Raw genomic sequence first — 19,753 nt, forward strand, 5'->3', positions numbered from 1 at the left:
TCCGGCGGGTCCGCCCGGAATGCCTCGGCCGCGGCCACGGCCCGGTCCCAGGACGGGGCTTCGGGGGCGTCCGCGCGGGGCGGTTCGGCCGGGGTCGCCACGGCCAGCAGCAGCTCGCCGTCCGTCAGCTCGCAGCCGCCGTCCGCGGCCCGGGCGAGGCGGACCGGCGCGCCGGTCGGCACGGGCCGCCGGAAGTCGACCCGTACGCCCTTGGCGTCGGCGCGGGCGGCCAGCAGACCTGCCACGTAGCCGCCGAAGGCCACCCCCGGATATCCGTGGAGGCGTTCCGGCACAGTGATCGTCTCGAAGTCGCTCATGGCGCCCACCCCATCACACCGGGGCCGTGCCGACGGAGGCCGTCACCACCGACGGCGTGCGGTCGTCCGCCTCGGCGAGCGGCGCGCCGTCCGGGCCCCACACGGCCGAGCGACCGCAGCCGGTCCACGGGCCCGCCGGGCCGACGTGGTTGGCGAGGACCACGTACAGGCCGTGCTCCTTCGCGATCCCGGGGTGGACGGTGGCGCGCTCGTGGATCCCGTCGCCCGTCCCGTAGAGGGAGCTCGCCAGGTGGACCCGGCAGCCGTCGGCGGCGCCCCGGCCGGGGAGATCGGGGAAGTGGTTGTCGAAGCAGACGCCGAGGGAGAAGCGGATCCCGCCCAGTTCGAAGCGCCCGTCCTCCTCGCCCGCCAGGAAGAGCTCCTGCTCGTGCCGGTACAGGTGCTGCTTCGCGTACGTCGTCACGTGCGCGCCGTCCGCGTCGTGGACCAGCGTCGCGAGCGCGGGGCGCGGGCCGCCGGTGGGCAGGGCGACGTTCACCGCGGTGGCGATCCCCGCGGAGCGCAGCGGATCCAGTCGGGGGTCGTCGGCGGGCGTCCACAGGCCCGGGTCGGCGGCCAGCGCGGCGAGCTCGTAGCCGGTGAGCGTGAGCTCGGGGAACACCACCAGTTCGGCGCCCTGTGCACGGGCCGAGGCGGCGAGCGCGGCGGCCTGTTCGACGTTGGCGCGGACATCGGCGGGGGTGCAGGTCAGCTGCGCTGCGGCGATCTTCACCCGGTCAGGATGCCAGCCCGGCGGCGACCTCCTCGAGCAGGGCCAGGAAGGCGAGGGCGGCGGGGGAGGGGGCGATCCCGCGCGGGGTGGCGGCGTAGACGCGGCGGCGCGGGGTGTCGTCCGGGTGCAGGGGGACGAGCGCGAGGTCGGCCCGGGCCGAGGAGGCGGCGAGCGCCGGGATCAGGGTGACGCCGAGCCCGGCGGCGACGAAGCCCTGCTTGGCGATCCAGTCGGCGGCGACGAAACCGGTGCGCGGGCGGAAGCCGCCGGCCAGCGCGGAGTGCATGAGGGTTTCCTCGGGCCGGGTGTCGGCGGCGATCCACTCCTCGTCGGCCAGTTCGGCCAGCCGTACGACGGCGCGCCCGGCGAGCCGGTGGCCGGCGGGCAGGGCCACGTACATCCGCTCGTCGAGCAGGTGGTGCGGGGTGCAGCCGGAGGGCGGCTGCGCGGAGGTGTCGGCGACGACGGCGAGGTCGAGGTCCCCGGCCGCGAGCAGGGCCAGGTGCTTGGCGGAGGGGCCCTCGGTGCGGGTGACGGCCACGGCGGGATGGCGGGCCCGGAAGGCGGCCAGCGCGCGGGGCAGCAGGGCGGCGTCGGCGGTGGAGAAGGCGCCGATCCGCAGCCGGCCGGCGCCGAGGGTGTGGAGCGCGTCGAGTTCGGCGCGGGCGGTGCGCAGCCGGTCACCGACGGCCTCGGCGTGCGGGAGCAGGATCCGGCCGGCCTCCGTCAGGCGGACCCCGCGGGGGAGGCGGTCGAAGAGCGGGGTGCCCCACTCGTCCTCCAGGGTCTGGATCTGCCGGGAGACCGCGGACTGGGTGTAGCCCAGGGAATGGGCGGCCGCGGTGAAGGAGGCCAGGCGGGCCACGCGCAGGAAGACCTCGTACAGGCTGTGCGAAGTGGGCATGAGGGCCATGCTAGACATTCGCTTGTCGCATGCATGGGCCGGACCCGGCGTCAGGGGCATGGACACAGCACAGAAGATCGCGTTCCTCGGCCTCGGCGGGAGTTGTCGGTGCCGGCGGGCGGCGACCCGCTCAGTCGGTGGTGTCCGGGCCCCTCAGGAGGGTCAGGAAGGAGCGGAAGGCGGCGGGCATGTCCACCGATTCGGGGGCCAGCAGCCACTGGTACTGGAGACCGTCCATGACCGCCGTCAGCAGGGGGGCCGCCTGCTCCGGGGTGAGGCCCGAGGGGAGTCGGTCGCCGAACTCGGCGCGCAGCACCGACGCCATTTCCGCACGGACCTGGGCGTAGCGCTCGGTGAAGAACTCCCGGGCCGGGTGTCCGTCGGTGACGCTCTCGCCCAGCAGGGCCGAGAAGGTCTGCACGATGCCCGGGCGCATGGCGTTGTACTCCACCAGCGAGGCCAGCAGGTCCAGGCGCCAGGCGTCGGCGGCCGAGCGCGATCCGCCGCCGGTGTCCCAGCGGTCGCGTTCCTCCAGCACCGCGACCAGCAGGGCCTCCTTGGTCGGGAAGTGGTGCAGCAGCCCCTGCTGGGTCAGGCCCACGCGTTCGGCCACCGCGGCCAGGGACGCGCCGCGGTAGCCGCGTTCCGCGATCACCTCGACGGCCGCGCGGACGATGTCCCCGCGGCGCTCCTCGCTCCTCGCCCTGACCATCTCCCCGGCACCCCTTCCCGTTCATGCCCTGCCCTGCCCACAGGACCGTACGGCATTCGAATATCACGAACAGATTACGAACCCTACCGGTCAACAGGTAACAGGTCCACGATGGGGGCACCGCACCGAGCAACCGCACCCAACGAGGAGGCACGGCCGTGACCGATGCCGATCAGGTCCGCGATCAGACACGCAACGACGCCGTCGAGGCGGCACTGGGCAAACTGGACCTCGACACCAAGGCCCGGCTGCTGGCCGGCCAGGACATGTGGTCCCTGCCCGCCGTCCCCGCGATCGGGCTGGAGTCCCTGGTGATGTCCGACGGCCCCATCGGGGTCCGCGGCGTGCGCTGGACCGCCGACGACCCGTCCATCGCCCTGCCCTCCCCGACCGCGCTCGCCGCGGCCTGGGACCCCGAACTCGCCCGCCGCGCCGGCCGGCTCCTCGCCCAGGAGGCCCGCCGCAAGGGCGTCCACGTCCTCCTCGCGCCCACCGTCAACCTGCACCGCTCCCCGCTCGGCGGCCGGCACTTCGAGTGCTACTCCGAGGACCCCCACCTCACCGGCGCCATCGGCGCCGGGTACGTGAACGGGGTCCAGGACGGCGGGGTCGGCACCACCGTCAAGCACTACGTCGGCAACGACGCCGAGACCGACCGGTTCACCGTCGACAGCGTCATCGCCCCGCGCCCGCTGCGCGAGCTGTACCTCGCCCCCTTCGAGGCCATCGTCGCCAATGCCCACCCCTGGGGCATCATGACCGCCTACAACCGGGTCAACGGCACGACCATGACGGAGCACCAGTACCTGGTGAACGAGGTCCTGCGCGGCGAATGGGGCTTCGACGGCTGCAACGTCTCCGACTGGATGGCCGCCCGCTCCACCACCGGCGACATCCGGGGCGGCATGGACGTGGCCATGCCCGGCCCCACCACCGTCTACGGACCCGCCCTCGCCGAGGCCGTCCGCGCCGGCGAGGTCCCCGAGTCCGCCGTGGACGACGCCGTGCGCAACGTCCTGCGCCTCGCCGCCCGCGTCGGCGTGCTGGAGGGGGCGCCCGCCGCCGTGGAGAGCGTGCCGGCCCCGATCGACGGCCAGGCGCTGGCCCGCGAGCTCGCCGCCCGCGGCTTCGTCCTCGTCCGGAACGAGGGGGCGCTGCCGCTCGACGCCGCCGGCGGCACCGTCGCCCTCTCCGGCACCGCGGCCCGCGACGCCCGCGTCCTCGGCGGCGGCTCCGCCACCGTCTTCCCCGAGCGGATCGTCTCCCCGCTCGACGGTCTCACCGCGGCCCTCCCCGAGGGCGCCCTCACCTACACCGTCGGCGCCGATCCCTCCGACGAACTCACCCCCGCCGGTCAGGGCTTCGAGCTCCACGCCGTCTGCCGCGACGCCTCCGGGGTCGTCATCGGCGAGGGCGGCCTGCCGTCCGGCCAGGTCCAGTGGATCGGCGACGACCTGCCCGCCGGGGCCACCTACGAGACCATGGCCAGCATCGAGGTCCGCGGTACGTTCCTGCCGCGCGAGAGCGGCGAGCACGCCTTCGGCACCCGCGGACTCGGCGCCTTCGCCCTCGCGGTGGGCGGCGAGACCCTGTGGAGCGGCGTCCAGGAGATGGGCAACGAGGCCGACCCGTTCGAGGCCTTCTTCGGCGCGCCCAACGAGCGCGCCCGCGTCACCCTCACCGAGGGCGAGCCCGTCGAGGTGTCACTGACCTTCCAGGTCCCCGACATGACCGCGCTGCCCCTCAGGGCGATCATGTTCTCCCTGCTCCACCTCGGGCCGCGGCGCGATGCCGACGAGCTGATCGCCGAGGCCGTGGCCGCCGCCCGGGAGGCGGACACCGCCGTCGTGGTCGTCGCCACCACCGAGCGCGTGGAGTCCGAGGGCTTCGACCGGCAGGACCTCGCCCTGCCCGGCCGCCAGGACGACCTGGTGCGCGCCGTCGCCGCCGTCAACCCGAACACGGTGGTCGTCGTCAACGCGGGGTCCCCGGTGGAGCTCCCGTGGCGCGAGGACGTGGCCGCCGTCCTGCTGACCTGGTTCCCCGGGCAGGAGGGCGGGGCCGCGCTGGCCGACGTACTGCTCGGCGACGCGGAGCCGGGCGGGCGGCTGCCCACCACCTGGCCCGCCCGGTTCGCGGACGCGCCCGTCACCGAGGTCGTCCCCACGGACGGGCGCCTGGAGTACCGCGAGGGGCTGTTCATCGGCTACCGCGCGTACGAGAAGCACGGCGTGACCCCCGCCTACCCCTTCGGGCACGGACTCGGCTACACCGACTGGACCTACGAGTCCCTGGAGGTCACCCCGGACACGGTCCGGGTCCGCCTCACCAACACCGGCACCCGGCCCGGCCGCGAGGTCGTCCAGGTCTACCTCGCCCCCGTCGCCACTGCGTCCGACGGCGCGCGGAGCGCGACGGTGGAGCGCCCGGCGAGCTGGCTGGCCGCCTTCGCGGGCGTCACGGCGGGCCCCGGCGAGAGCGTCGAGACCGAGATCGCCCTGCCCGCGCGGGCCTTCGAGATCTGGGACGAGGAGGCCCGCGCCCGGCGGCGGATCGGCGGTGCCTACGAGGTCCGTGCGAGCCACTCGCACGGTGACATCCGGCTGGCCGCGACGCTCGACATCGCGTGACGCACCGTATGGCCGGAAATCACCCCTGAAAGCGGTCCGGGGGCGGGCCCTGACTCCCCAGCTACCGCTGGGAGGTGCCCCCGGCCCCCGGACCCCCGCCGTACCGGCGCGTCAACGTGGCGGTTCGGCCGCCGTCACCTGGCGGTGCGCCAGTTCCGCGAGCCGCGCCTGCCCGTCCTTGCCCGGATGGAACCAGTCCCACCGGCTCAACTGATCCGCCGCGAAGGGGTACTGGAACACCGCGCCGCCGTCGTAGCGGCACAGCGGATCCTTCGCGCAGACCTCGCGCAGCACCTCGTTGTACTCCACCACCCGCGCCCGCACCTGCTCGCGCCGGGCCGTGGCCCCCGTGGCCAGCGACAGCGGATCGGCGAGCATCGACTGACAGATCCCCAGCTTCCAGACCTGCCGCACCATCGGGAGGTCCTTGCCCTGCTCCCACAGCCGTTGGAGGTCCGGCACGCTGGAGACGTACACCTGGGAGGCCGGGGACGCGGCCCGCAGTTCCGCGAGGGCCGTCTCGAATCCGGACCGGAACTCCGTCACCGGGGTCATCGACGAAGCCGTGGGCCGGCAGGCGTCGTTCGAGCCCACCATCACCGTGACCAGGTCGGGCCTGTGCGCGGCGGCCCCGGCCAGCTGGGCCGGCAGGTCCGCCATCCGCGAGCCGGTCACCGCGTAGTTCCAGCTGCGGGCGGGCGCCTCGGCGTCCCCCAGCAGCCGTGCGGCGAGGGAGCGGACGGCGGGGTCGTTCCCGGTGGCCCAGGAGACTTCCGGGCAGTCGGCGAGGACCGAACAGGCGTCGAAACCGCGCGTGATGGAATCGCCCACGGCCGCGATCGAGGCGGGCGCCGTGTTCCAGCGGGGTGCGCCCTTCGCCCCGCGGTCGCCCTGCTCGCCCGACCCGCCCGAGGTGCACCCGGTGGCCGCCCCGGCCAGCAGTACGGCCGCCGCTCCCGCGCCCGCGAGAGTCCGGCGCGCGCGGCGGCGCGGAGCGGTGGTGCGCATGGGAAGGGCCCCTCCTTGTCGACCCCGCGTCGTTCGGGGGGTCCTGCTGAGTGAAAGCTCTGTGTTTACCGGTCTTGGAGCGACCGTACGTCACACCATGACCCCTGGCGCACGGTAGCTTTTTCCCGTGGCGTTTCGGCCGCAGGTCCCGTAGCGCAATGTCAAATAATTTCCGTTACATTACATCACGTCACATACTGTCCGTTTTCTGGAGTTTATTCCCGACCTCGTCCCACACTGGAGGTCCCGGTGACGACACGTGGAGTTCTGTACGTGCATTCCGCACCGCGCGCGCTCTGCCCGCACGTGGAATGGGCTGTTGCGGGCGTGCTCGGGGTGCGGGTGAACCTCGACTGGATCAGACAGCCCGCCTCCCCGGGCACCTGGAGAGCCGAGTTCTCCTGGCAGGCCGAAGCGGGCACCGCCTCGAAACTCGCCTCCGCGCTGCGCGGCTGGCACCTGCTGCGCTTCGAGGTGACCGCGGAACCGTGCCCGAACGCCGAGGGCGAGCGCTACAGCTCCACCCCGGAGCTCGGCATCTTCCACGCCGTCACCGGCATGCACGGCGACATCCTGATCCCGGAGGACCGGCTGCGCGCCGCCCTCGCCCGGTCCGCGCGCGGCGAGACCGACCTGGAGGCGGAGATCGCCAAGCTGCTCGGCAAGCCGTGGGACGACGAACTGGAGCCCTTCCGCTACGCGGGCGAGGGCGCCCCGGTCCGCTGGCTCCACCAGGTCGTCTGAGCCCCGCCCCACGCGAAAGGCCCACCCGGATTCACCCGGGTGGGCCTTCTGCGTGGTTCGGGCGTACTAGACGGTGCGGAACGCCAGGGTCACGTTGTGACCGCCGAAACCGAAGGAGTTGTTGATCGCGGAGATCGGGCCGTCGGCCGGCAGCTTGCGCGGCTCGCCGACGATGATGTCCGCGTCGATGTCCTCGTCCAGGTCGTCGACGTTGATCGTCGGCGGGGCCAGCCGGTTGTACAGGGCCAGCACGGTCGCGACGGTCTCGATACCGCCCGCGCCGCCCAGCAGGTGACCGGTCATCGACTTGGTCGCGGAGATCGCGATGTGGTCGAGGTCGTCGCCCAGCACCTTGCGCAGTGCCTTCAGCTCGGCCGTGTCACCCTGCGGGGTCGAGGTGGCGTGCGCGTTCAGGTGGACCAGCTCGGCCGGGTCGAGGCCCGTGTTGTCGAGCAGGTTCTGCACCGCGGCCGCGACACCGCGGCCGGTGGGCTCCGGCTGCGCGATGTGGTGGCTGTCCGCGGACAGACCCTGGCCGAGGACCTCGCAGTAGATGCGGGCGCCGCGCGCGGCGGCGTGCTCGGCGGACTCCAGGATGACGACGCCGGCGCCCTCGCCGAGGACGAAGCCGTCACGGGCCTTGTCGTACGGGCGGGAGGCCTGCTCGGGGTTCTCGTTGTTCTTGGACATCGCCATCATGTTGGCGAACGCGGCGATCGGCAGCGGGTGGATCGCCGCCTCGGTGCCGCCCGCGACGACCACGTCGGCGCGGCCGGTACGGATCATCTCGACGGCGTAGCCGATGGCCTCGGCGCCGGACGCGCAGGCGCTGACCGGAGTGTGCACGCCCGCCTGGGCGTTGACCTCCAGGCCGACGTTGGCCGACGGGCCGTTCGGCATGAGCATGGGGACGGTGTGCGGGGAGACCCGGCGCACGCCCTTGTCCTTCAGTACGTCGTACTGGTCGAGCAGGGTGGTGACACCGCCGATGCCGGAGGCGATCACGGTGCCCAGACGCTGGGGCGCGACGAAGGCGCCCTCTTCCGTCTCTTCGCCGGCCGGGGTGGTGTAGCCGGCGTCGGCCCACGCCTCGCGGGCAGCGATGACCGCGAACTGCGCCGAGCGGTCCAGCTTGCGGGCCAGCGGCCGGGGCAGGACTTCACTCGGGTCGACGGCGGCCCGAGCGGCGATGCGTACCGGGAGTTCGGCGAAGCGCTCGCCCTCCAGGGGCTTGACGCCGGAACGGCCGGCAAGCAGACCTTCCCAGGTCGAAGCGCTGTCGCCACCCAGCGGAGTGGTTGCGCCGATACCGGTGACGACCACGGTGCGATTGGTCGGGCTCACAGGAATTCTTTCTCCACGTCTCAGGGGGTGCTGAATTGTCACGGCGCCACCGCCAGGTGGCGACAAACGCTCGTCAGGCTCAGGCCTGGTGCTTCAGGATGTAGTCAGCGGCGTCGCCGACCGTCTTGAGGTTCTTGACGTCCTCGTCCGGGATCTTGACGTCGAAGCGCTCTTCGGCGGCGACGACGACCTCGACCATGGAGAGCGAGTCGACGTCCAGGTCGTCGGTGAAGGACTTCTCGATCGCGACGTCCTCGGTGGGGATACCGGCGATCTCGTTGACGATCTCCGCGAGACCCTCGACGATCTCTTCCTGCGTGGCGGCCATGTGGCGCTCCTTCTATAGCTAACTGGGGTGAAACAGGGCGGGATGTGGATCCCGGCCCTAGGGGAGGGTAACGACCGTCGCGGCGTAGACGAGTCCCGCCCCGAAGCCGATGACGAGCGCGGTGTCGCCGCTCTTCGCCGCTCCGGTCGCCAGGAGCCGCTCCATAGCGAGCGGAATCGAGGCGGCCGAGGTGTTGCCGGTGGTCTCCACGTCACGGGCGACCGTGACGTGGTCCGGCAGCTTCAGAGTCTTCACCATCGAGTCGATGATCCGCATGTTCGCCTGGTGCGGAATGAAGACGTCCAGGTCATCCCCGGTGATCCCGGCGGCGTCGAGCGCCTGCTGGGCCACCTTGGCCATCTCGAAGACGGCCCAGCGGAAGACCGCCTGACCCTCCTGGGTGATGGCCGGAAACTTCTCGCCGCCGTCCTTGCCGAGGTACTCGTCCCACGGCACGGTCTGCTTGATCGTCTCGGACTTGTCGCCCTCCGAACCCCACACCGTGGGGCCGATGGCCGGCTCGTCCGAAGGGCCGACGACCACGGCGCCGGCGCCGTCACCGAACAGGAAGGCCGTCGCGCGGTCCTCCAGGTCGGTCAGGTCGGAGAGCCGCTCCACGCCGATGACGAGCACGTACTCCGCGGAGCCCTCCACCACCAGACCCTTGGCCAGGGTCAGGCCGTAGCCGAAACCGGCACAGCCGGCGGAGATGTCGAAGGCGGCGGGCTTGCCCGCGCCGATCCGGTGCGCGATCTCGGTCGCGACGGCCGGAGTCTGCTTGAAGTGCGAGACCGTCGAGACGATCACGGCACCGATCTGCTCCGGGGCGACACCGGCGTCGGCCAGCGCCTTCCCCGAGGCCTCCACCGACATCACGGCGACGGTCTCCTGGGGCGAGGCCCAGTGCCGGGTCGCGATGCCGGAGCGGGAACGGATCCACTCGTCGGACGAGTCGATGGTCTCGAGGATGACCTCGTTGGGCACCACACGGGTCGGGCGGTAGCCGCCGACACCGAGGATGCGGGCGTAGGGGGAGCCCTTGGCCGGCTTGATCTTGGACATGCTGTGTGGGCTCCTTCTCTCAGGCCGTCAGTTCGGCGATGAGCGCCGCGGCCTTGTCGAGATCGTCCGGGGTCTTCAGACCCACGCTCGGTACGCCCTTCAGCGCGCGCTTGGCCAGACCCGTCAGGGTGCCACCGGGGCAGAGCTCGATGATCCCCGTGACGCCCAGCTCGGCGAACGTCTCCATGCACAGGTCCCAGCGGACCGGGTTGGCGACCTGGCCGACCAGGCGGGCGACGACGTCGGCACCCGTGGCGACGACGAGGCCGTCCTTGTTCGAGACGTACTTCAGCGCCGGGTCCGCCGGGGTGAGGGCCTCGGCGGCCTTCTCCAGCGTCGCGACCGCGGGGGCCATGTGATGCGTGTGGAAGGCGCCCGCGACCTTGAGGGCGACGACCTTCATGGAGCCTTCGGGCTTGTCGGCCTCCAGGGCAGCGATCTGCTCCATGGTGCCGGCGGCCACGATCTGACCCGCGCCGTTGATGTTGGCGGGCGTCAGACCCAGCTTCTCCAGGTGTGCGACGACCACGTCGCGGTCACCGCCGAGGACCGCGGCCATGCCGGTCTCGGTGACGGCGGCAGCCTCGGCCATGCCCAGTCCGCGGGTCCGGACGAACGACAGCGCGTCGGCCTCGGACAGGACGCCGGCGTAGGCGGCGGCGGTGATCTCACCGACGCTGTGGCCCGCGACGGCGCCGAAGGCGGCCGGGGAGCCCAGCGCCGAGGCGGACAGCAGACCCGCGGCGACCAGCAGGGGCTGGGCCACGGCCGTGTCGCGGATCTCTTCGGCGTCAGCGTTCGTGCCGTAGTGGGCAAGGTCCAGCCCGATGGCGTCCGACCATGCGGCGACGCGGTCGGCGGCACCGGGAAGTTCGAGCCAGGGAGTCAAGAAGCCGGGCGTCTGAGCGCCTTGGCCGGGAGCGACGAGTACGAGCACCCTCACACTCTCTCTTGTGGATGGTCCCTGCCGCCCGTGGGGACAGGGACGAAGAACCGTCGGGGTAATTGTTGATGTCCGACAAAAGTCTAGGACTGGGCGTCGCCGTCGGCCAGACGCCCCAGAATCAGGGCGATCCGCAACGTGAACGCCGAGCGGACATCAGAGGGAGACCATCCGGTGACGTCGGTCACACGTCGGAGCCGGTAGCGCACCGTGTTGGGGTGCACGAACAGCATCCGCGCCGCCCCTTCGAGGCTGCTCGCCTGCTCCAGGTAGACGCTCAGAGTCTCCAGTAGTGCCGACCCCGCCTCCTCCAGTGGTCTGTAGATCTCCTCCACCAGCTGATCCCTGGCAGCGGGATCGGAGGCGATGGCCCGCTCCGGCAGGAGATCGTCCGCCAGGACCGGCCTGGGGGCATCCTGCCAGGCCGTGCACGCTTTCAGCCCGGCCGCCGCGGCCTGCGCCGACTTCGTTGCGTTCAGCAGGTCGGACACCACCGGCCCGGCCACCACCGGACCCGCCGCGAACGGGCCGATCAGGGACTTCGCCACCTGGATCGGGTTGTCGCTGCCACCCGCGATGACCACCAGACGGTCCCCGAGCACACCCGTGAGGACCTGGAGCTTGTGGTGGCGGGCCGCGCGCCGGATCGCCTCCACCGTCAGCTCGCTGTCCCCCTCCGGCGCCGTGCCCAGCACCACGCACACGTGCTCCGGGGAGTTCCAGCCCAGCGCCGCCGCCCGGGACAGCGCACCCTCGTCCGCCTCGCCCGACAGCACGGCGTTGACGACCAGCGACTCGAGCCGGGCGTCCCAGGCCCCGCGCGCCTCGGCGGCCTGCGCGTACACCTGGGCGGTCGCGAAGGCGATCTCCCGGGCGTACACCAGCAGCGCCTCGCGCAGGATCGACTCGTCACCGGGGGCCGCCACCTCCTCGATCGCGGCCTCCATGACCTCGATCGTGGTGCGGACCATCTCGACGGTCTGCCGCAGGGTGATCGCCCGGGTCAGCTCGCGCGGAGCCGTCCCGAAGACGTCGGTGGAAATGGCCTGCGGGGTCTCCGGATGCCTGAACCACTCCGTGAACGCGGCGATACCGGCCTGGGCGACCAGGCCGATCCAGGACCGATTCTCGGGTGGCATAGCCCGGTACCACGGCAGGGTCTCGTCCATGCGCGCGATCGCGTTGGCGGCCAGCCGGCCGGAGGACTTCTCCAGTCGGCGCAGCGTCGCGGTGTGCGGATGGGCGGGAGCGGGATGCGCGGAGTGTGTGGCGGGCGAATGCTCACGTTCGGGTTGGGGCACGTGACAAGACTGCCTTATCGGGACGGGTGCGCGGAGTCCGGTCCCGTGTCCGCCCCGCGCCCCGTCTCCCGGCTGGGTCTACCGTGGCCTCCATGATTGATGTTCGCCGCGGCGCCGACCGGTACGAGGGCGGGGACCCGGCCGCCGGGATCACCACCCGGCACGCCTTCTCCTTCGGGGCCTTCTACGACCCGGAGAACCTGCGCTTCGGCCCCGTCCTGGCCTGCAACGAGGAGACCCTCGCGCCGGGCGCCGGCTTCGACGAGCACCCGCACAGCCACACCGAGATCGTGACCTGGGTGATCGAGGGCGAGCTCACCCACCAGGACAGCACCGGCGAGAAGAGCCAGGTGCGGCCCGGCGACGTGCAGCGGCTCAGCGCCGGATCCGGGGCGCGGCACGTGGAGCGCAACGACGGCACCGGGCGGCTGCGCTTCGTGCAGATGTGGCTCGCGCCCCTGGCCGCGGGCGGCGAGCCCTCGTACGGGGTCGTCCGGGAGATCGCCGACGGTGCGCCCTACGAGGTCCCCGCGGCCGGTGGCGTGCTGCACGTCCGGCGGCCCGGAGCGGGCGAGCGCGTCGCCGTTCCGGCGGCGGACCGGGTGTACCTGCACGTGGTGCGCGGGGACCTGCGCCTGGACGGGGCGGAGCTGGGCCCCGGGGATTCGGTACGGATCACCGCCGAGCCGGACCTGGAGGTCGTCGCCGGGTCCCCGGGGGAGCTGCTGATCTGGGAGTTTCCCGACCCGGCACGGGCCACGGCCTAGAAGGAGCGGAGCTCGGCCAGCACCGCGTCGGTGAACGGGGTCCACGCCTCGACGGCCCACGGGCCGAAGGCCCGGTCGGTCAGTGCCACGCACGCGGCGCGCGCGTCCGGGTCCACCCACAGGAAGGTGCCGGCCTGGCCGAAGTGGCCGAAGGTGCGCGGCGAGGAGGAAGCGCCCGTCCAGTGCGGGGACTTGTGGTCGCGGATCTCCATGCCGAGGCCCCAGTCGTTGGGCGACTGGTGCCCGTAGCCCGGCAGGACGCCCTTGAGCCCGGGGTGGACGACGGAGGTGGCCTCGGCGACCGTACGGACGTCCAGCAGCCGGGGCGCCTGCAGTTCGGCGGCGAACCGCAGGAGGTCGGAGACGGTGGAGACGCCGTCCTTGGCGGGCGAGCCCTCCAGGGTGGTGCGCGTCATGCCCAGCGGCTCGAAGACCGCCTGGTGCAGGTACTCCGCGAAGGGGATGCCGGTGGCCTTGGCGATGTGGTCGCCGAGCTCCTCGAAACCGGCGTTCGAGTACAGCCGGCGCTGCCCGGGCGGGGCCGACACCCGGTGCTCGTCGAAGGCCAGGCCGCTGGTGTGCGCCAGCAGGTGACGGACCGTCGAACCCTCGGGCCCGGCCGGTTCGTCCAGCTCGATCGCCCCCTCCTCGTACGCGACGAGGGCGGCGTACGCGGCGAGCGGCTTGGTGACCGACGCCAGCGCGAACCGGTGGTCGACGGGCCCGTGGGTGCCGGCGATGCTCCCGTCGGCGCGTACGACGGCCGCCGCTGCGGTCGGCACCGGCCAGGTCTCGATGATCCGCAGGCTTTCCATGCCGTTCACGGCCTCCACGCTCTCCATGCCGCCGAGCCTACTTGCTTGGAGTGCACTCAAAGGTTTTAGCGTGGAGTCATGAGCCGGAGCCTGACGCAGACGCGGTACACGATCAGCGAGGTCGAGGCCCGGACCGGTCTGACCCAGCACACCCTGCGCTGGTACGAGCGGATCGGCCTGATGCCGCACGTGGACCGTTCCCACTCGGGGCAGCGGCGCTTCACCGACAAGGACCTCGACTGGCTGGCCTTCGTCGGCAAGCTGCGCGCCACGGGGATGTCGGTGGCGGACATGGTCCGGTACGCCGAACTGGTCCGCGAAGGGGAGCACACGGTCGAGGAGCGCCGGGAGCTGCTGGAACGCACGCGCCGCGAGGTGCGGTCGCGGATCACCGAGCTCACGGACGCACTCGCCGTACTGGACTACAAGATCGATCTGTACGCCATGAAAACGGTCGCGGGGAAGGCACAGCAATGACGGAGCACGGCACCACCATCGAACAGGTCGAGCTCGGCAGGGGCGGCCCGCTCGTCGGCGTCCAGGGGCTCGGCTGCATGGGCATGAGCGAGTTCTACGGGGACACGGACGAGGCGGCGGCCCGGGAGACCCTGGAGGCGGCGCTGGCCGCCGGGGTCACCCTCTTCGACACGGCGGACGTCTACGGGCGAGGGCGGAACGAGGAGTTCCTGGCGCCCTTCGTGGCCGCGCACCGGGACGGGATCACGCTGGCGACGAAGTTCGCGATAGAGCGCACCGACGACCCGCACCACCGGGGCATCCGCAACGACCGGGCCTACGTCCGCGCGGCCGTGGAGGCCAGCCTGAACCGGCTCGGCGTGGACGTCATCGACCTGTACTACATGCACCGGCGCGACCCGGCCGTGCCGTTCGCCGAGTCGGTCGGCGCCATGGCGGAGCTGGTGCAGGAGGGCAAGGTGCGCCACCTGGGCCTCAGCGAGGTCACCGGCGCGGAACTGCGCGAGGCGCACGCCGTGCACCCGATCGCGGCGCTGCAGTCGGAGTGGTCGCTGTTCAGCCGGGACGTGGAGCACAGCGCGGTCGGCGCGGCGGCGGAGCTGGGGGTGGCCCTCGCGGCGTACTCCCCGCTCGGCCGGGGCTTCCTGACCGGCTCCTTCGCGGACGCGTCCGCGGAGCTGTCGCAGGACGACTTCCGCCGCCATCAGCCGCGGTTCAACGGCGACAACGCGAAGACCAACGCGGCGCTGCTGGCCCCGGTCCGGGAGATCGCGCGGGAGCGCGGGGCGAGCGCGGCGCAGATCGCCCTGGCGTGGGTGCAGCAGCGGGCGAAGGTGCACGGGCTGACCGTGGTCCCGATCCCGGGCACCCGCAGGCCGGGACGGCTGCGCGAGAACACCGCGGCGACCCGGATCACCCTCACGCAGGCCGAGTCGGACCTGCTGGAGCCGATCGCCGCGCTGGTCGCCGGGGACCGCTACCCGGACATGAGCTCCACCGCGACGGCACGGGAGGCCTGACCCGCCGCCGCGGGGCACCTCCTACAGCGACTCGGCGGCGAAACGATCCCGCAGCGCCGCGTACTCCGCGTCCGTGAGCAGGCCCGCCGCGTGCAGCTCGCTCAGGTGCCGCAGCCGGTCGTCGCCGGAGCGCGCCCGCGGCACGGTGGTGACCGGGGTACGGCTGCGCAGGGCGGCCAGGACGGCCGCGGCGAAGGGCAGCGACTCGTGCACGGCCCCGTAGCCCACGCGGAAGACGGCCGCCGCGAGGTCGTGGTCCGGGCGGGGGTCGCTGGTGGTGTCCCGCAGCACCAGCCGCAGGTGGCCACCGGGGCCCTGGGGCGAGGACCACTCGACGCCGGTGAGCCCGGCCAGCGGGAAGCGCTGGTCGCCCGCCTTCCACTTGGTGCTGGTGGCGCCCGTACGGGACCACTGGAAGGTGACCGCCGAGCCGTCGAAGCCCACCCGGGCGTCGTACGCCTTCAGGTGCAGCGGCGGCTGCGGCACCTCGACGAGGAAGCGCGAGGACGGTTCGTCGGCGTCCGGCCCGAGCCGGGACCGCAGCGCGTCGGCGAAGGCGGTGGCGAGCGGGGCCCGGTCGCCCGGCAGCACCAGCCGGTACGGGTCGCAGGCCTCCTTCAGCTGGCCGGCGGCGGCCTCCATCAGCGGATCCGCGCCCGGCCGCGGGACGGCGCGCAGCACCACCGTGTCCCGCTTCCCGTCGCTCACGGTCACGGCGGACACCGCTTCGAGGGGGATCCGGCGCTCGCCGAGGGCATGGAAGAGTCTCGGCAGCCTCGGCGTTCTGATCCCCCGTGCGAAGCGGATGAGCACCGAGTCCGAGTCGAACTCCCAGACGGCATGATTTCCGGCCAGTACGTCACCCATGCGGCACATCGTAAAGGGCGGCGCCCCCATGCGTCGCCCCGGTTGCGGGGACCGATTTCCGCGCCTCTACGCGCGTCAGTCCTGCTCTGTCCCGGAAATTCCGCGCCGGCAGGCGTCGTCCCCGGTCGCGCAGACAACGGAAGCGAACGCGCCGGTTCCGATCCGGGCGAAGTTGTCCATCGAGTCCGTCCCTGGCGCGAAATAGCCGGTGTGGCTCTTGGCCCGGGCCGACGACAGCAGCCGCGCGCCGAACTCCGGGGACACCGGATCGGCGCCGTGGCCCAGCCCGCCGACCTCCAGGTGCGGCACGTCCGCGATCCAGTCGCCCTCGTCGCGCGTCGCCCAGACCCGCGCCGCGGTGTGCAGCCCGGCGACGTTCTCCGCGCGCATCCCGGGACTGCCCGCGACCACCACGTCGGTCACCCGCCGCGGCAGCTCCTGCGCCGCTACCCCGCAGACCACCGATCCGTAGCTGTGGCAGAACAGCGCCACGCTGGCGTTCCCCGGCAGGGCTTTGGTGAGGTCTGTCAGCAGGACGGCGCCGTCGACGGCCATGCGGCCCGTGGCGGCGTCCATGCCGACCCCGGTGGGGGCGGTGTAGCCGGCCCAGGCGATGACCGCCGTCCGGCTGTCCGGCTCGGCCGCGCGCTGGGCCTGGTACAGGGCCTCGGCCATGCCGACGGGGGAGGTCAGGCGGCGCTGGGTGCGCTCGAAGGTGAGCACGTCGGTGTCGACACCGGGGACGATCACCGAGACCCGGTCGGCCCCGGCGAGGTCGCCGAAGACCTCGGCCACGCGGCCGTTGCCGGTCGGGTCGAAGGCGAGGATCTGCCGGCCCGGCATGGCGAGCGAGGCGAAGCGGTGCGAGCGCCGGGTGGCCGTGGCCCGGTCGGCCGGGGTCAGCGCAACATCGCGGCTTCGGGCCTCCTCGACCCGGCGGGCCTGCTCCAGACCCTGCATGTTGGCCTGGTACCGCACGGCGACGGGGGCCCCGTCGAGGTTGCCGACGACCAGGGGGTAGTTGTCGGCCAGCCGGGCCCGCTGGGCGCCGTCGAGGCCGGCGAAGAAACGGGCCACCGTCCGTGCGGGGGCGTCCGCGGGCGGCACCGGGCGGCCGTCGATCCTGGCCTTCGCCCAGGCGCCGAGGGCGGTGACCCGCAGCGGGGTGCCCCCCTCGGGCCGGTGCACGGCCGTCCAGCCGGTGGTGGCCAGCATGATGAAGACCACCGCCAGCGCGAGCAGGACACGCAGGGCGGCAGGGCGCGGGTCGGCGCCGAGGGCGGTGGGGTGGGCGAGGCCGGGCACGTTCACTGTGACCAGCCTATGAGACGTAATACGCCACGGGCGTGCCGGGTGACCGGACTCACGGCCGACCGTGGGACCCCGTGAGGCCCGGGCGGGGGACCGCGCGCCGCGCCGGCGGACCGGACGACCCGCGCGGTCCGGCTAGGCGGGTTCGCGCCAACTAGAGGTCAGCGCCGGGCCGATCCGGTCGAGGTAGGTCTCCGTCAGCCGTCGGATCGACTCCACACTGGTGTCCTCGCCCTGCCCCCAGAGCCGCCCCGTGACCCGCATCACGCCACAGAACGCGGCGACGGCGACACGCGGCCTCGGATCGGCGTCCACGTCCAGGCCCTCGCGGGCACCGATCAGCCGGGAGATCCGTTCCTCCAGCTCGGTGGAGCGCCGCAGGTGTACGGCGAGCAGGGCCGGGGTGGACTCGATCAGCCGGTAACTGCGCATGTACAGATCGACCGGGACCACCTCGGACAGAGCCACCTCGACGCCGTCCCAGGCGGCGAGGGCCGCGCTCCGCATGGCCTCGAAGGGCCCCTCGGCGGCCGGCCGGGCGTGCAGTTCCGCGACGAACCGCGACTCGACCAGCTCCTGGAGGGCGAAGACGACCTCCTCCTTGTTGGCGAAGTACCGGAAGAAGGTGCGCTGGGACACGTTCACGGCGTCGGTGATCTCGTCGACGGTGGTGCGCTCGTACCCCTGGGTGAGGAACAGCAGGAGCGCGGCGCGCAGCAGCGCGTCCCGGGTGCGCCGTTTCTTGCGTTCACGCAGTCCGGTCACCGGCGCTGCCGTCGCCGACCGCTCGTCGATCGTCACCGCGGGGCTCCCTTCTGACGCCGAGTGGGCGGTCAGAGTATCTGTGACCGACGGGGTGGCGGCCGCTTCGTTGAGCCGTTTGCGACGTGCCGTCCGAGGTTTTCGGCCCCGTCGCCGAGACCGCTCGCGCATGACACGTTCGGGTCGGCCGCGGGCCCGGCCGCAGCCGGGCCCGCACCGGGGCCCGCGCCCGGCCGCACCCGGGCCGCGGCGGCCGCGGCCCGGCGCGAGGGCTCCCGGAAGCGTCAACTCCGTACGTACAAAAGCCCCGCCGGAGGGTTGCGGCAGGGCTGTCGCCTATCAGGGTGGACCCGCCCGCAGCCCCTTCCGCCCGCCCGTCACCGCAGGTCAGCGTGGTGTCCGCGGAGCTCCGGAAACGGTCCGGGCGCCCGCCGTCCACAAGGAGTTGACCCGTCATGCGTACGTGTCGAACCGCCCGTGTCACCCCCGCGACCGCCCGTGTCACGACCACGACCGCCCTGGCCGCGACGGTGCTGGTCCTCACCGCCCTCATCCCGAGTACGGCCACCACGGCGCACGCCGCGGGCCCGCCGACCCTCGGGGCATGCGCGACCGGACAGCTGTGCCTGTGGGCGAAACCGGAGTTCAAGGGAGCCCGCCGGACCCACGAGCTGAGCAACCTGGACATCAACAGCTGCACCGCGCTGCCGCCCGGGACGAGCGCCCAGTCCCTCACCAACCGCACCGGGCGCCCGGTCACGACGTACCAGTCGGCCGAGTGCGCGGAGACGGGCGAGTTCCAGACCTACCCGGGCGACGGCGTCTGGCTGCCCCAGTCGCCGTACCAGGTGCGGGCGTTCAAGGTGTGGGAGAGGTAGCTTCCCGCTGCGCCGGGGCGCTCGGCCGGTCGGCCGCGGCCGCGTCGGCCGCCGCGCCGCCCAGCCGGGCGACCTCGCCGCGCAGCGCCCGTACCTCCTCCTGCAGCTCCCGGACGGCCGCCAGCTGGAGCATGTCCGCCCGGTCGTCGCGCTCGAAGCGGGAGATGAACCACGCGGCGATGTTCGCGGTCACCACACCGAGGAGGGCGATCCCCGACAGCATCAGACCGACGGCCAGGACCCGGCCGAGGCCGGTGGTGGGCGAATGGTCCCCGTAGCCGACCGTCGTCATCGTGGTGAAGGACCACCACACGGCGTCGCCCAGGTTCTTGATGTTCCCGTCGGGGGCGTCGCGCTCCACGCTGAGCACCGCCAGCGAGCCGAACATCAGCAGGCCCACGACGGCCCCGGCCACGTACGTCGTCAGCTGGATCTGCGGAGCCATCCGGGCCCGCCGGCCCACCAGCATCAAGGTGGCGACCAGCCGCAGGAGGCGCAGCGGCTGCACGAGCGGCAGCACCACGGCGGCCAGGTCCAGCCAGTGGGTCCGGACGAAGCGCCTGCGGTCGGCCGCGAGGGCCAGCCGGACCAGGTAGTCGACGGCGAAGGCACCCCACACCAGCCATTCCACGTACGTGCAGGCCCGGTGCACGTCCGCGCTCGCGTCGGGGGCGACGATGGGCACGGCGTAGGCCACGGCGAAAGCCACGGCGAGCAGGAGCAGCGGGGTCTGGCTCCGCCGCTCCCACAGCAGCTGGCGGGATGGTTCCTTCATGCCGTGCATCGTAGGCAACGCGTAAAGGCGCGCGGGCCCCGGCCGAAGCCGGGGCC

20 protein-coding genes and 1 pseudogene are annotated in these 19,753 nt (G+C 72.9%); 6 read left to right on the top strand and 15 right to left on the bottom strand.

Going from position 1 to position 19,753, the window contains the following annotated elements:
* The 4 genes and pseudogenes from ACWGE1_RS30760 to ACWGE1_RS30775 all read right to left on the bottom strand — a co-directional run.
* Nucleotides 1-317: pseudogene (locus ACWGE1_RS30760) on the bottom strand (hypothetical protein); the annotation flags it as partial.
* 13 nt (nucleotides 318-330) lie between these two features.
* Nucleotides 331-1,050, bottom strand: a complete 720-nt coding sequence (locus tag ACWGE1_RS30765) for a carbon-nitrogen hydrolase family protein (protein ID WP_453423736.1) — start codon at nucleotides 1,048-1,050, stop codon at nucleotides 331-333.
* Between the two features lie 4 nt (nucleotides 1,051-1,054).
* On the bottom strand, nucleotides 1,055-1,963 hold the full coding sequence (locus ACWGE1_RS30770) for a LysR family transcriptional regulator (RefSeq protein ID WP_453423737.1): 909 nt from the start codon (nucleotides 1,961-1,963) through the stop codon (nucleotides 1,055-1,057).
* Nucleotides 1,964-2,084: 121 nt separating this feature from the next.
* Nucleotides 2,085-2,666: a TetR/AcrR family transcriptional regulator gene (locus ACWGE1_RS30775; protein ID WP_453423738.1), complete on the bottom strand. Its 582-nt coding sequence runs from the start codon at nucleotides 2,664-2,666 to the stop codon at nucleotides 2,085-2,087.
* 158 nt (nucleotides 2,667-2,824) lie between these two features.
* Between ACWGE1_RS30775 and ACWGE1_RS30780 the strand changes: the two genes are divergently transcribed.
* The gene (locus ACWGE1_RS30780; protein WP_453423739.1) at nucleotides 2,825-5,296 is read left to right on the top strand and encodes a beta-glucosidase; all 2,472 of its coding nucleotides are present in this window, start codon (nucleotides 2,825-2,827) and stop codon (nucleotides 5,294-5,296) included.
* Nucleotides 5,297-5,407: 111 nt separating this feature from the next.
* On the opposite strand, the gene ACWGE1_RS30785 is transcribed toward ACWGE1_RS30780, so the two are convergent.
* Nucleotides 5,408-6,304 (bottom strand): SGNH/GDSL hydrolase family protein, encoded by an 897-nt coding sequence (locus tag ACWGE1_RS30785; RefSeq protein ID WP_453423740.1) that lies wholly within the window; start codon nucleotides 6,302-6,304, stop codon nucleotides 5,408-5,410.
* A 249-nt stretch (nucleotides 6,305-6,553) separates the two neighbouring features.
* Between ACWGE1_RS30785 and ACWGE1_RS30790 the strand changes: the two genes are divergently transcribed.
* The gene (locus ACWGE1_RS30790; protein WP_052875531.1) at nucleotides 6,554-7,048 is read left to right on the top strand and encodes a DUF3145 domain-containing protein; all 495 of its coding nucleotides are present in this window, start codon (nucleotides 6,554-6,556) and stop codon (nucleotides 7,046-7,048) included.
* A 66-nt stretch (nucleotides 7,049-7,114) separates the two neighbouring features.
* On the opposite strand, the gene ACWGE1_RS30795 is transcribed toward ACWGE1_RS30790, so the two are convergent.
* The 5 genes from ACWGE1_RS30795 to ACWGE1_RS30815 form a co-directional block, all read right to left on the bottom strand.
* Nucleotides 7,115-8,392: a beta-ketoacyl-[acyl-carrier-protein] synthase family protein gene (locus ACWGE1_RS30795; protein WP_453423741.1), complete on the bottom strand. Its 1,278-nt coding sequence runs from the start codon at nucleotides 8,390-8,392 to the stop codon at nucleotides 7,115-7,117.
* A gap of 79 nt (nucleotides 8,393-8,471) precedes the next feature.
* Nucleotides 8,472-8,720: an acyl carrier protein gene (locus ACWGE1_RS30800; protein ID WP_030009997.1), complete on the bottom strand. Its 249-nt coding sequence runs from the start codon at nucleotides 8,718-8,720 to the stop codon at nucleotides 8,472-8,474.
* A gap of 57 nt (nucleotides 8,721-8,777) precedes the next feature.
* The gene (locus tag ACWGE1_RS30805; protein WP_453423742.1) at nucleotides 8,778-9,782 is read right to left on the bottom strand and encodes a beta-ketoacyl-ACP synthase 3; all 1,005 of its coding nucleotides are present in this window, start codon (nucleotides 9,780-9,782) and stop codon (nucleotides 8,778-8,780) included.
* 19 nt (nucleotides 9,783-9,801) lie between these two features.
* Nucleotides 9,802-10,719 (bottom strand): ACP S-malonyltransferase, encoded by a 918-nt coding sequence (locus tag ACWGE1_RS30810; RefSeq protein WP_453423743.1) that lies wholly within the window; start codon nucleotides 10,717-10,719, stop codon nucleotides 9,802-9,804.
* An 89-nt stretch (nucleotides 10,720-10,808) separates the two neighbouring features.
* Entirely contained in the window at nucleotides 10,809-12,026 is a 1,218-nt protein-coding gene (locus ACWGE1_RS30815; RefSeq protein WP_453423744.1) for a PucR family transcriptional regulator, read from the bottom strand.
* A gap of 92 nt (nucleotides 12,027-12,118) precedes the next feature.
* Here ACWGE1_RS30815 and ACWGE1_RS30820 point away from each other — a divergent pair, with 92 nt between their 5' ends.
* Nucleotides 12,119-12,793: a pirin family protein gene (locus ACWGE1_RS30820; protein ID WP_453423745.1), complete on the top strand. Its 675-nt coding sequence runs from the start codon at nucleotides 12,119-12,121 to the stop codon at nucleotides 12,791-12,793.
* Here the strand turns inward: ACWGE1_RS30820 and ACWGE1_RS30825 are convergent.
* On the bottom strand, nucleotides 12,790-13,608 hold the full coding sequence (locus ACWGE1_RS30825) for a serine hydrolase domain-containing protein (protein WP_453423752.1): 819 nt from the start codon (nucleotides 13,606-13,608) through the stop codon (nucleotides 12,790-12,792). The genes ACWGE1_RS30820 and ACWGE1_RS30825 overlap by 4 nt on opposite strands.
* Nucleotides 13,609-13,686: 78 nt before the next feature.
* Between ACWGE1_RS30825 and ACWGE1_RS30830 the strand changes: the two genes are divergently transcribed.
* A complete protein-coding gene (locus ACWGE1_RS30830; protein WP_453423746.1) occupies nucleotides 13,687-14,085 on the top strand; it encodes a MerR family transcriptional regulator in 399 nt (132 codons plus the stop codon).
* Nucleotides 14,082-15,104, top strand: a complete 1,023-nt coding sequence (locus ACWGE1_RS30835; RefSeq protein ID WP_453423747.1) for an aldo/keto reductase — start codon at nucleotides 14,082-14,084, stop codon at nucleotides 15,102-15,104. Before ACWGE1_RS30830 ends, ACWGE1_RS30835 begins: the two co-directional genes overlap by 4 nt.
* Before the next feature lie 21 nt (nucleotides 15,105-15,125).
* Here ACWGE1_RS30835 and ACWGE1_RS30840 read toward each other — a convergent pair whose 3' ends face one another.
* The 3 genes from ACWGE1_RS30840 to ACWGE1_RS30850 all read right to left on the bottom strand — a co-directional run bounded on the left by ACWGE1_RS30840 (nucleotide 15,126) and on the right by ACWGE1_RS30850 (nucleotide 18,083).
* Nucleotides 15,126-15,980 (bottom strand): DUF4429 domain-containing protein, encoded by an 855-nt coding sequence (locus ACWGE1_RS30840; protein ID WP_453423748.1) that lies wholly within the window; start codon nucleotides 15,978-15,980, stop codon nucleotides 15,126-15,128.
* Between the two features lie 66 nt (nucleotides 15,981-16,046).
* Nucleotides 16,047-17,198, bottom strand: coding sequence for an alpha/beta hydrolase (locus tag ACWGE1_RS30845; protein ID WP_453423753.1), 1,152 nt, complete (start codon nucleotides 17,196-17,198; stop codon nucleotides 16,047-16,049).
* Nucleotides 17,199-17,417: 219 nt separating this feature from the next.
* Nucleotides 17,418-18,083, bottom strand: a complete 666-nt coding sequence (locus ACWGE1_RS30850; RefSeq protein ID WP_453423749.1) for a TetR/AcrR family transcriptional regulator — start codon at nucleotides 18,081-18,083, stop codon at nucleotides 17,418-17,420.
* Nucleotides 18,084-18,499: 416 nt separating this feature from the next.
* Between ACWGE1_RS30850 and ACWGE1_RS30855 the strand changes: the two genes are divergently transcribed.
* Entirely contained in the window at nucleotides 18,500-18,922 is a 423-nt protein-coding gene (locus ACWGE1_RS30855) for a peptidase inhibitor family I36 protein (protein WP_453423750.1), read from the top strand.
* Here the strand turns inward: ACWGE1_RS30855 and ACWGE1_RS30860 are convergent.
* Nucleotides 18,903-19,697 carry a potassium channel family protein gene (locus ACWGE1_RS30860; protein WP_453423751.1) on the bottom strand — a complete coding sequence of 265 codons (795 nt, stop codon included), beginning with the start codon at nucleotides 19,695-19,697 and terminating at the stop codon, nucleotides 18,903-18,905. The genes ACWGE1_RS30855 and ACWGE1_RS30860 overlap by 20 nt on opposite strands.
* Between the last annotated feature and the right edge of the window lie 56 nt (nucleotides 19,698-19,753).

The sequence above is a fragment of the Streptomyces sp. NPDC054932 genome (assembly GCF_053610205.1).

What these genes read in the sequence shown, in the direction of transcription:
- ACWGE1_RS30770 (WP_453423737.1), bottom strand. Translation starts at nt 1,963, where the DNA reads ATGGCCCTCATGCCCACTTCGCACAGCCTGTACGAGGTCTTCCTGCGC.
- ACWGE1_RS30775 (WP_453423738.1), bottom strand. Translation starts at nt 2,666, where the DNA reads ATGGTCAGGGCGAGGAGCGAGGAGCGCCGCGGGGACATCGTCCGCGCG.
- ACWGE1_RS30785 (WP_453423740.1), bottom strand. Translation starts at nt 6,304, where the DNA reads ATGCGCACCACCGCTCCGCGCCGCCGCGCGCGCCGGACTCTCGCGGGC.
- ACWGE1_RS30800 (WP_030009997.1), bottom strand. Translation starts at nt 8,720, where the DNA reads ATGGCCGCCACGCAGGAAGAGATCGTCGAGGGTCTCGCGGAGATCGTC.
- ACWGE1_RS30805 (WP_453423742.1), bottom strand. Translation starts at nt 9,782, where the DNA reads ATGTCCAAGATCAAGCCGGCCAAGGGCTCCCCCTACGCCCGCATCCTC.
- ACWGE1_RS30820 (WP_453423745.1), top strand. Translation starts at nt 12,119, where the DNA reads ATGATTGATGTTCGCCGCGGCGCCGACCGGTACGAGGGCGGGGACCCG.
- ACWGE1_RS30825 (WP_453423752.1), bottom strand. Translation starts at nt 13,608, where the DNA reads ATGGAAAGCCTGCGGATCATCGAGACCTGGCCGGTGCCGACCGCAGCG.
- ACWGE1_RS30830 (WP_453423746.1), top strand. Translation starts at nt 13,687, where the DNA reads ATGAGCCGGAGCCTGACGCAGACGCGGTACACGATCAGCGAGGTCGAG.
- ACWGE1_RS30835 (WP_453423747.1), top strand. Translation starts at nt 14,082, where the DNA reads ATGACGGAGCACGGCACCACCATCGAACAGGTCGAGCTCGGCAGGGGC.
- ACWGE1_RS30840 (WP_453423748.1), bottom strand. Translation starts at nt 15,980, where the DNA reads ATGTGCCGCATGGGTGACGTACTGGCCGGAAATCATGCCGTCTGGGAG.
- ACWGE1_RS30855 (WP_453423750.1), top strand. Translation starts at nt 18,500, where the DNA reads ATGCGTACGTGTCGAACCGCCCGTGTCACCCCCGCGACCGCCCGTGTC.
- ACWGE1_RS30860 (WP_453423751.1), bottom strand. Translation starts at nt 19,697, where the DNA reads ATGAAGGAACCATCCCGCCAGCTGCTGTGGGAGCGGCGGAGCCAGACC.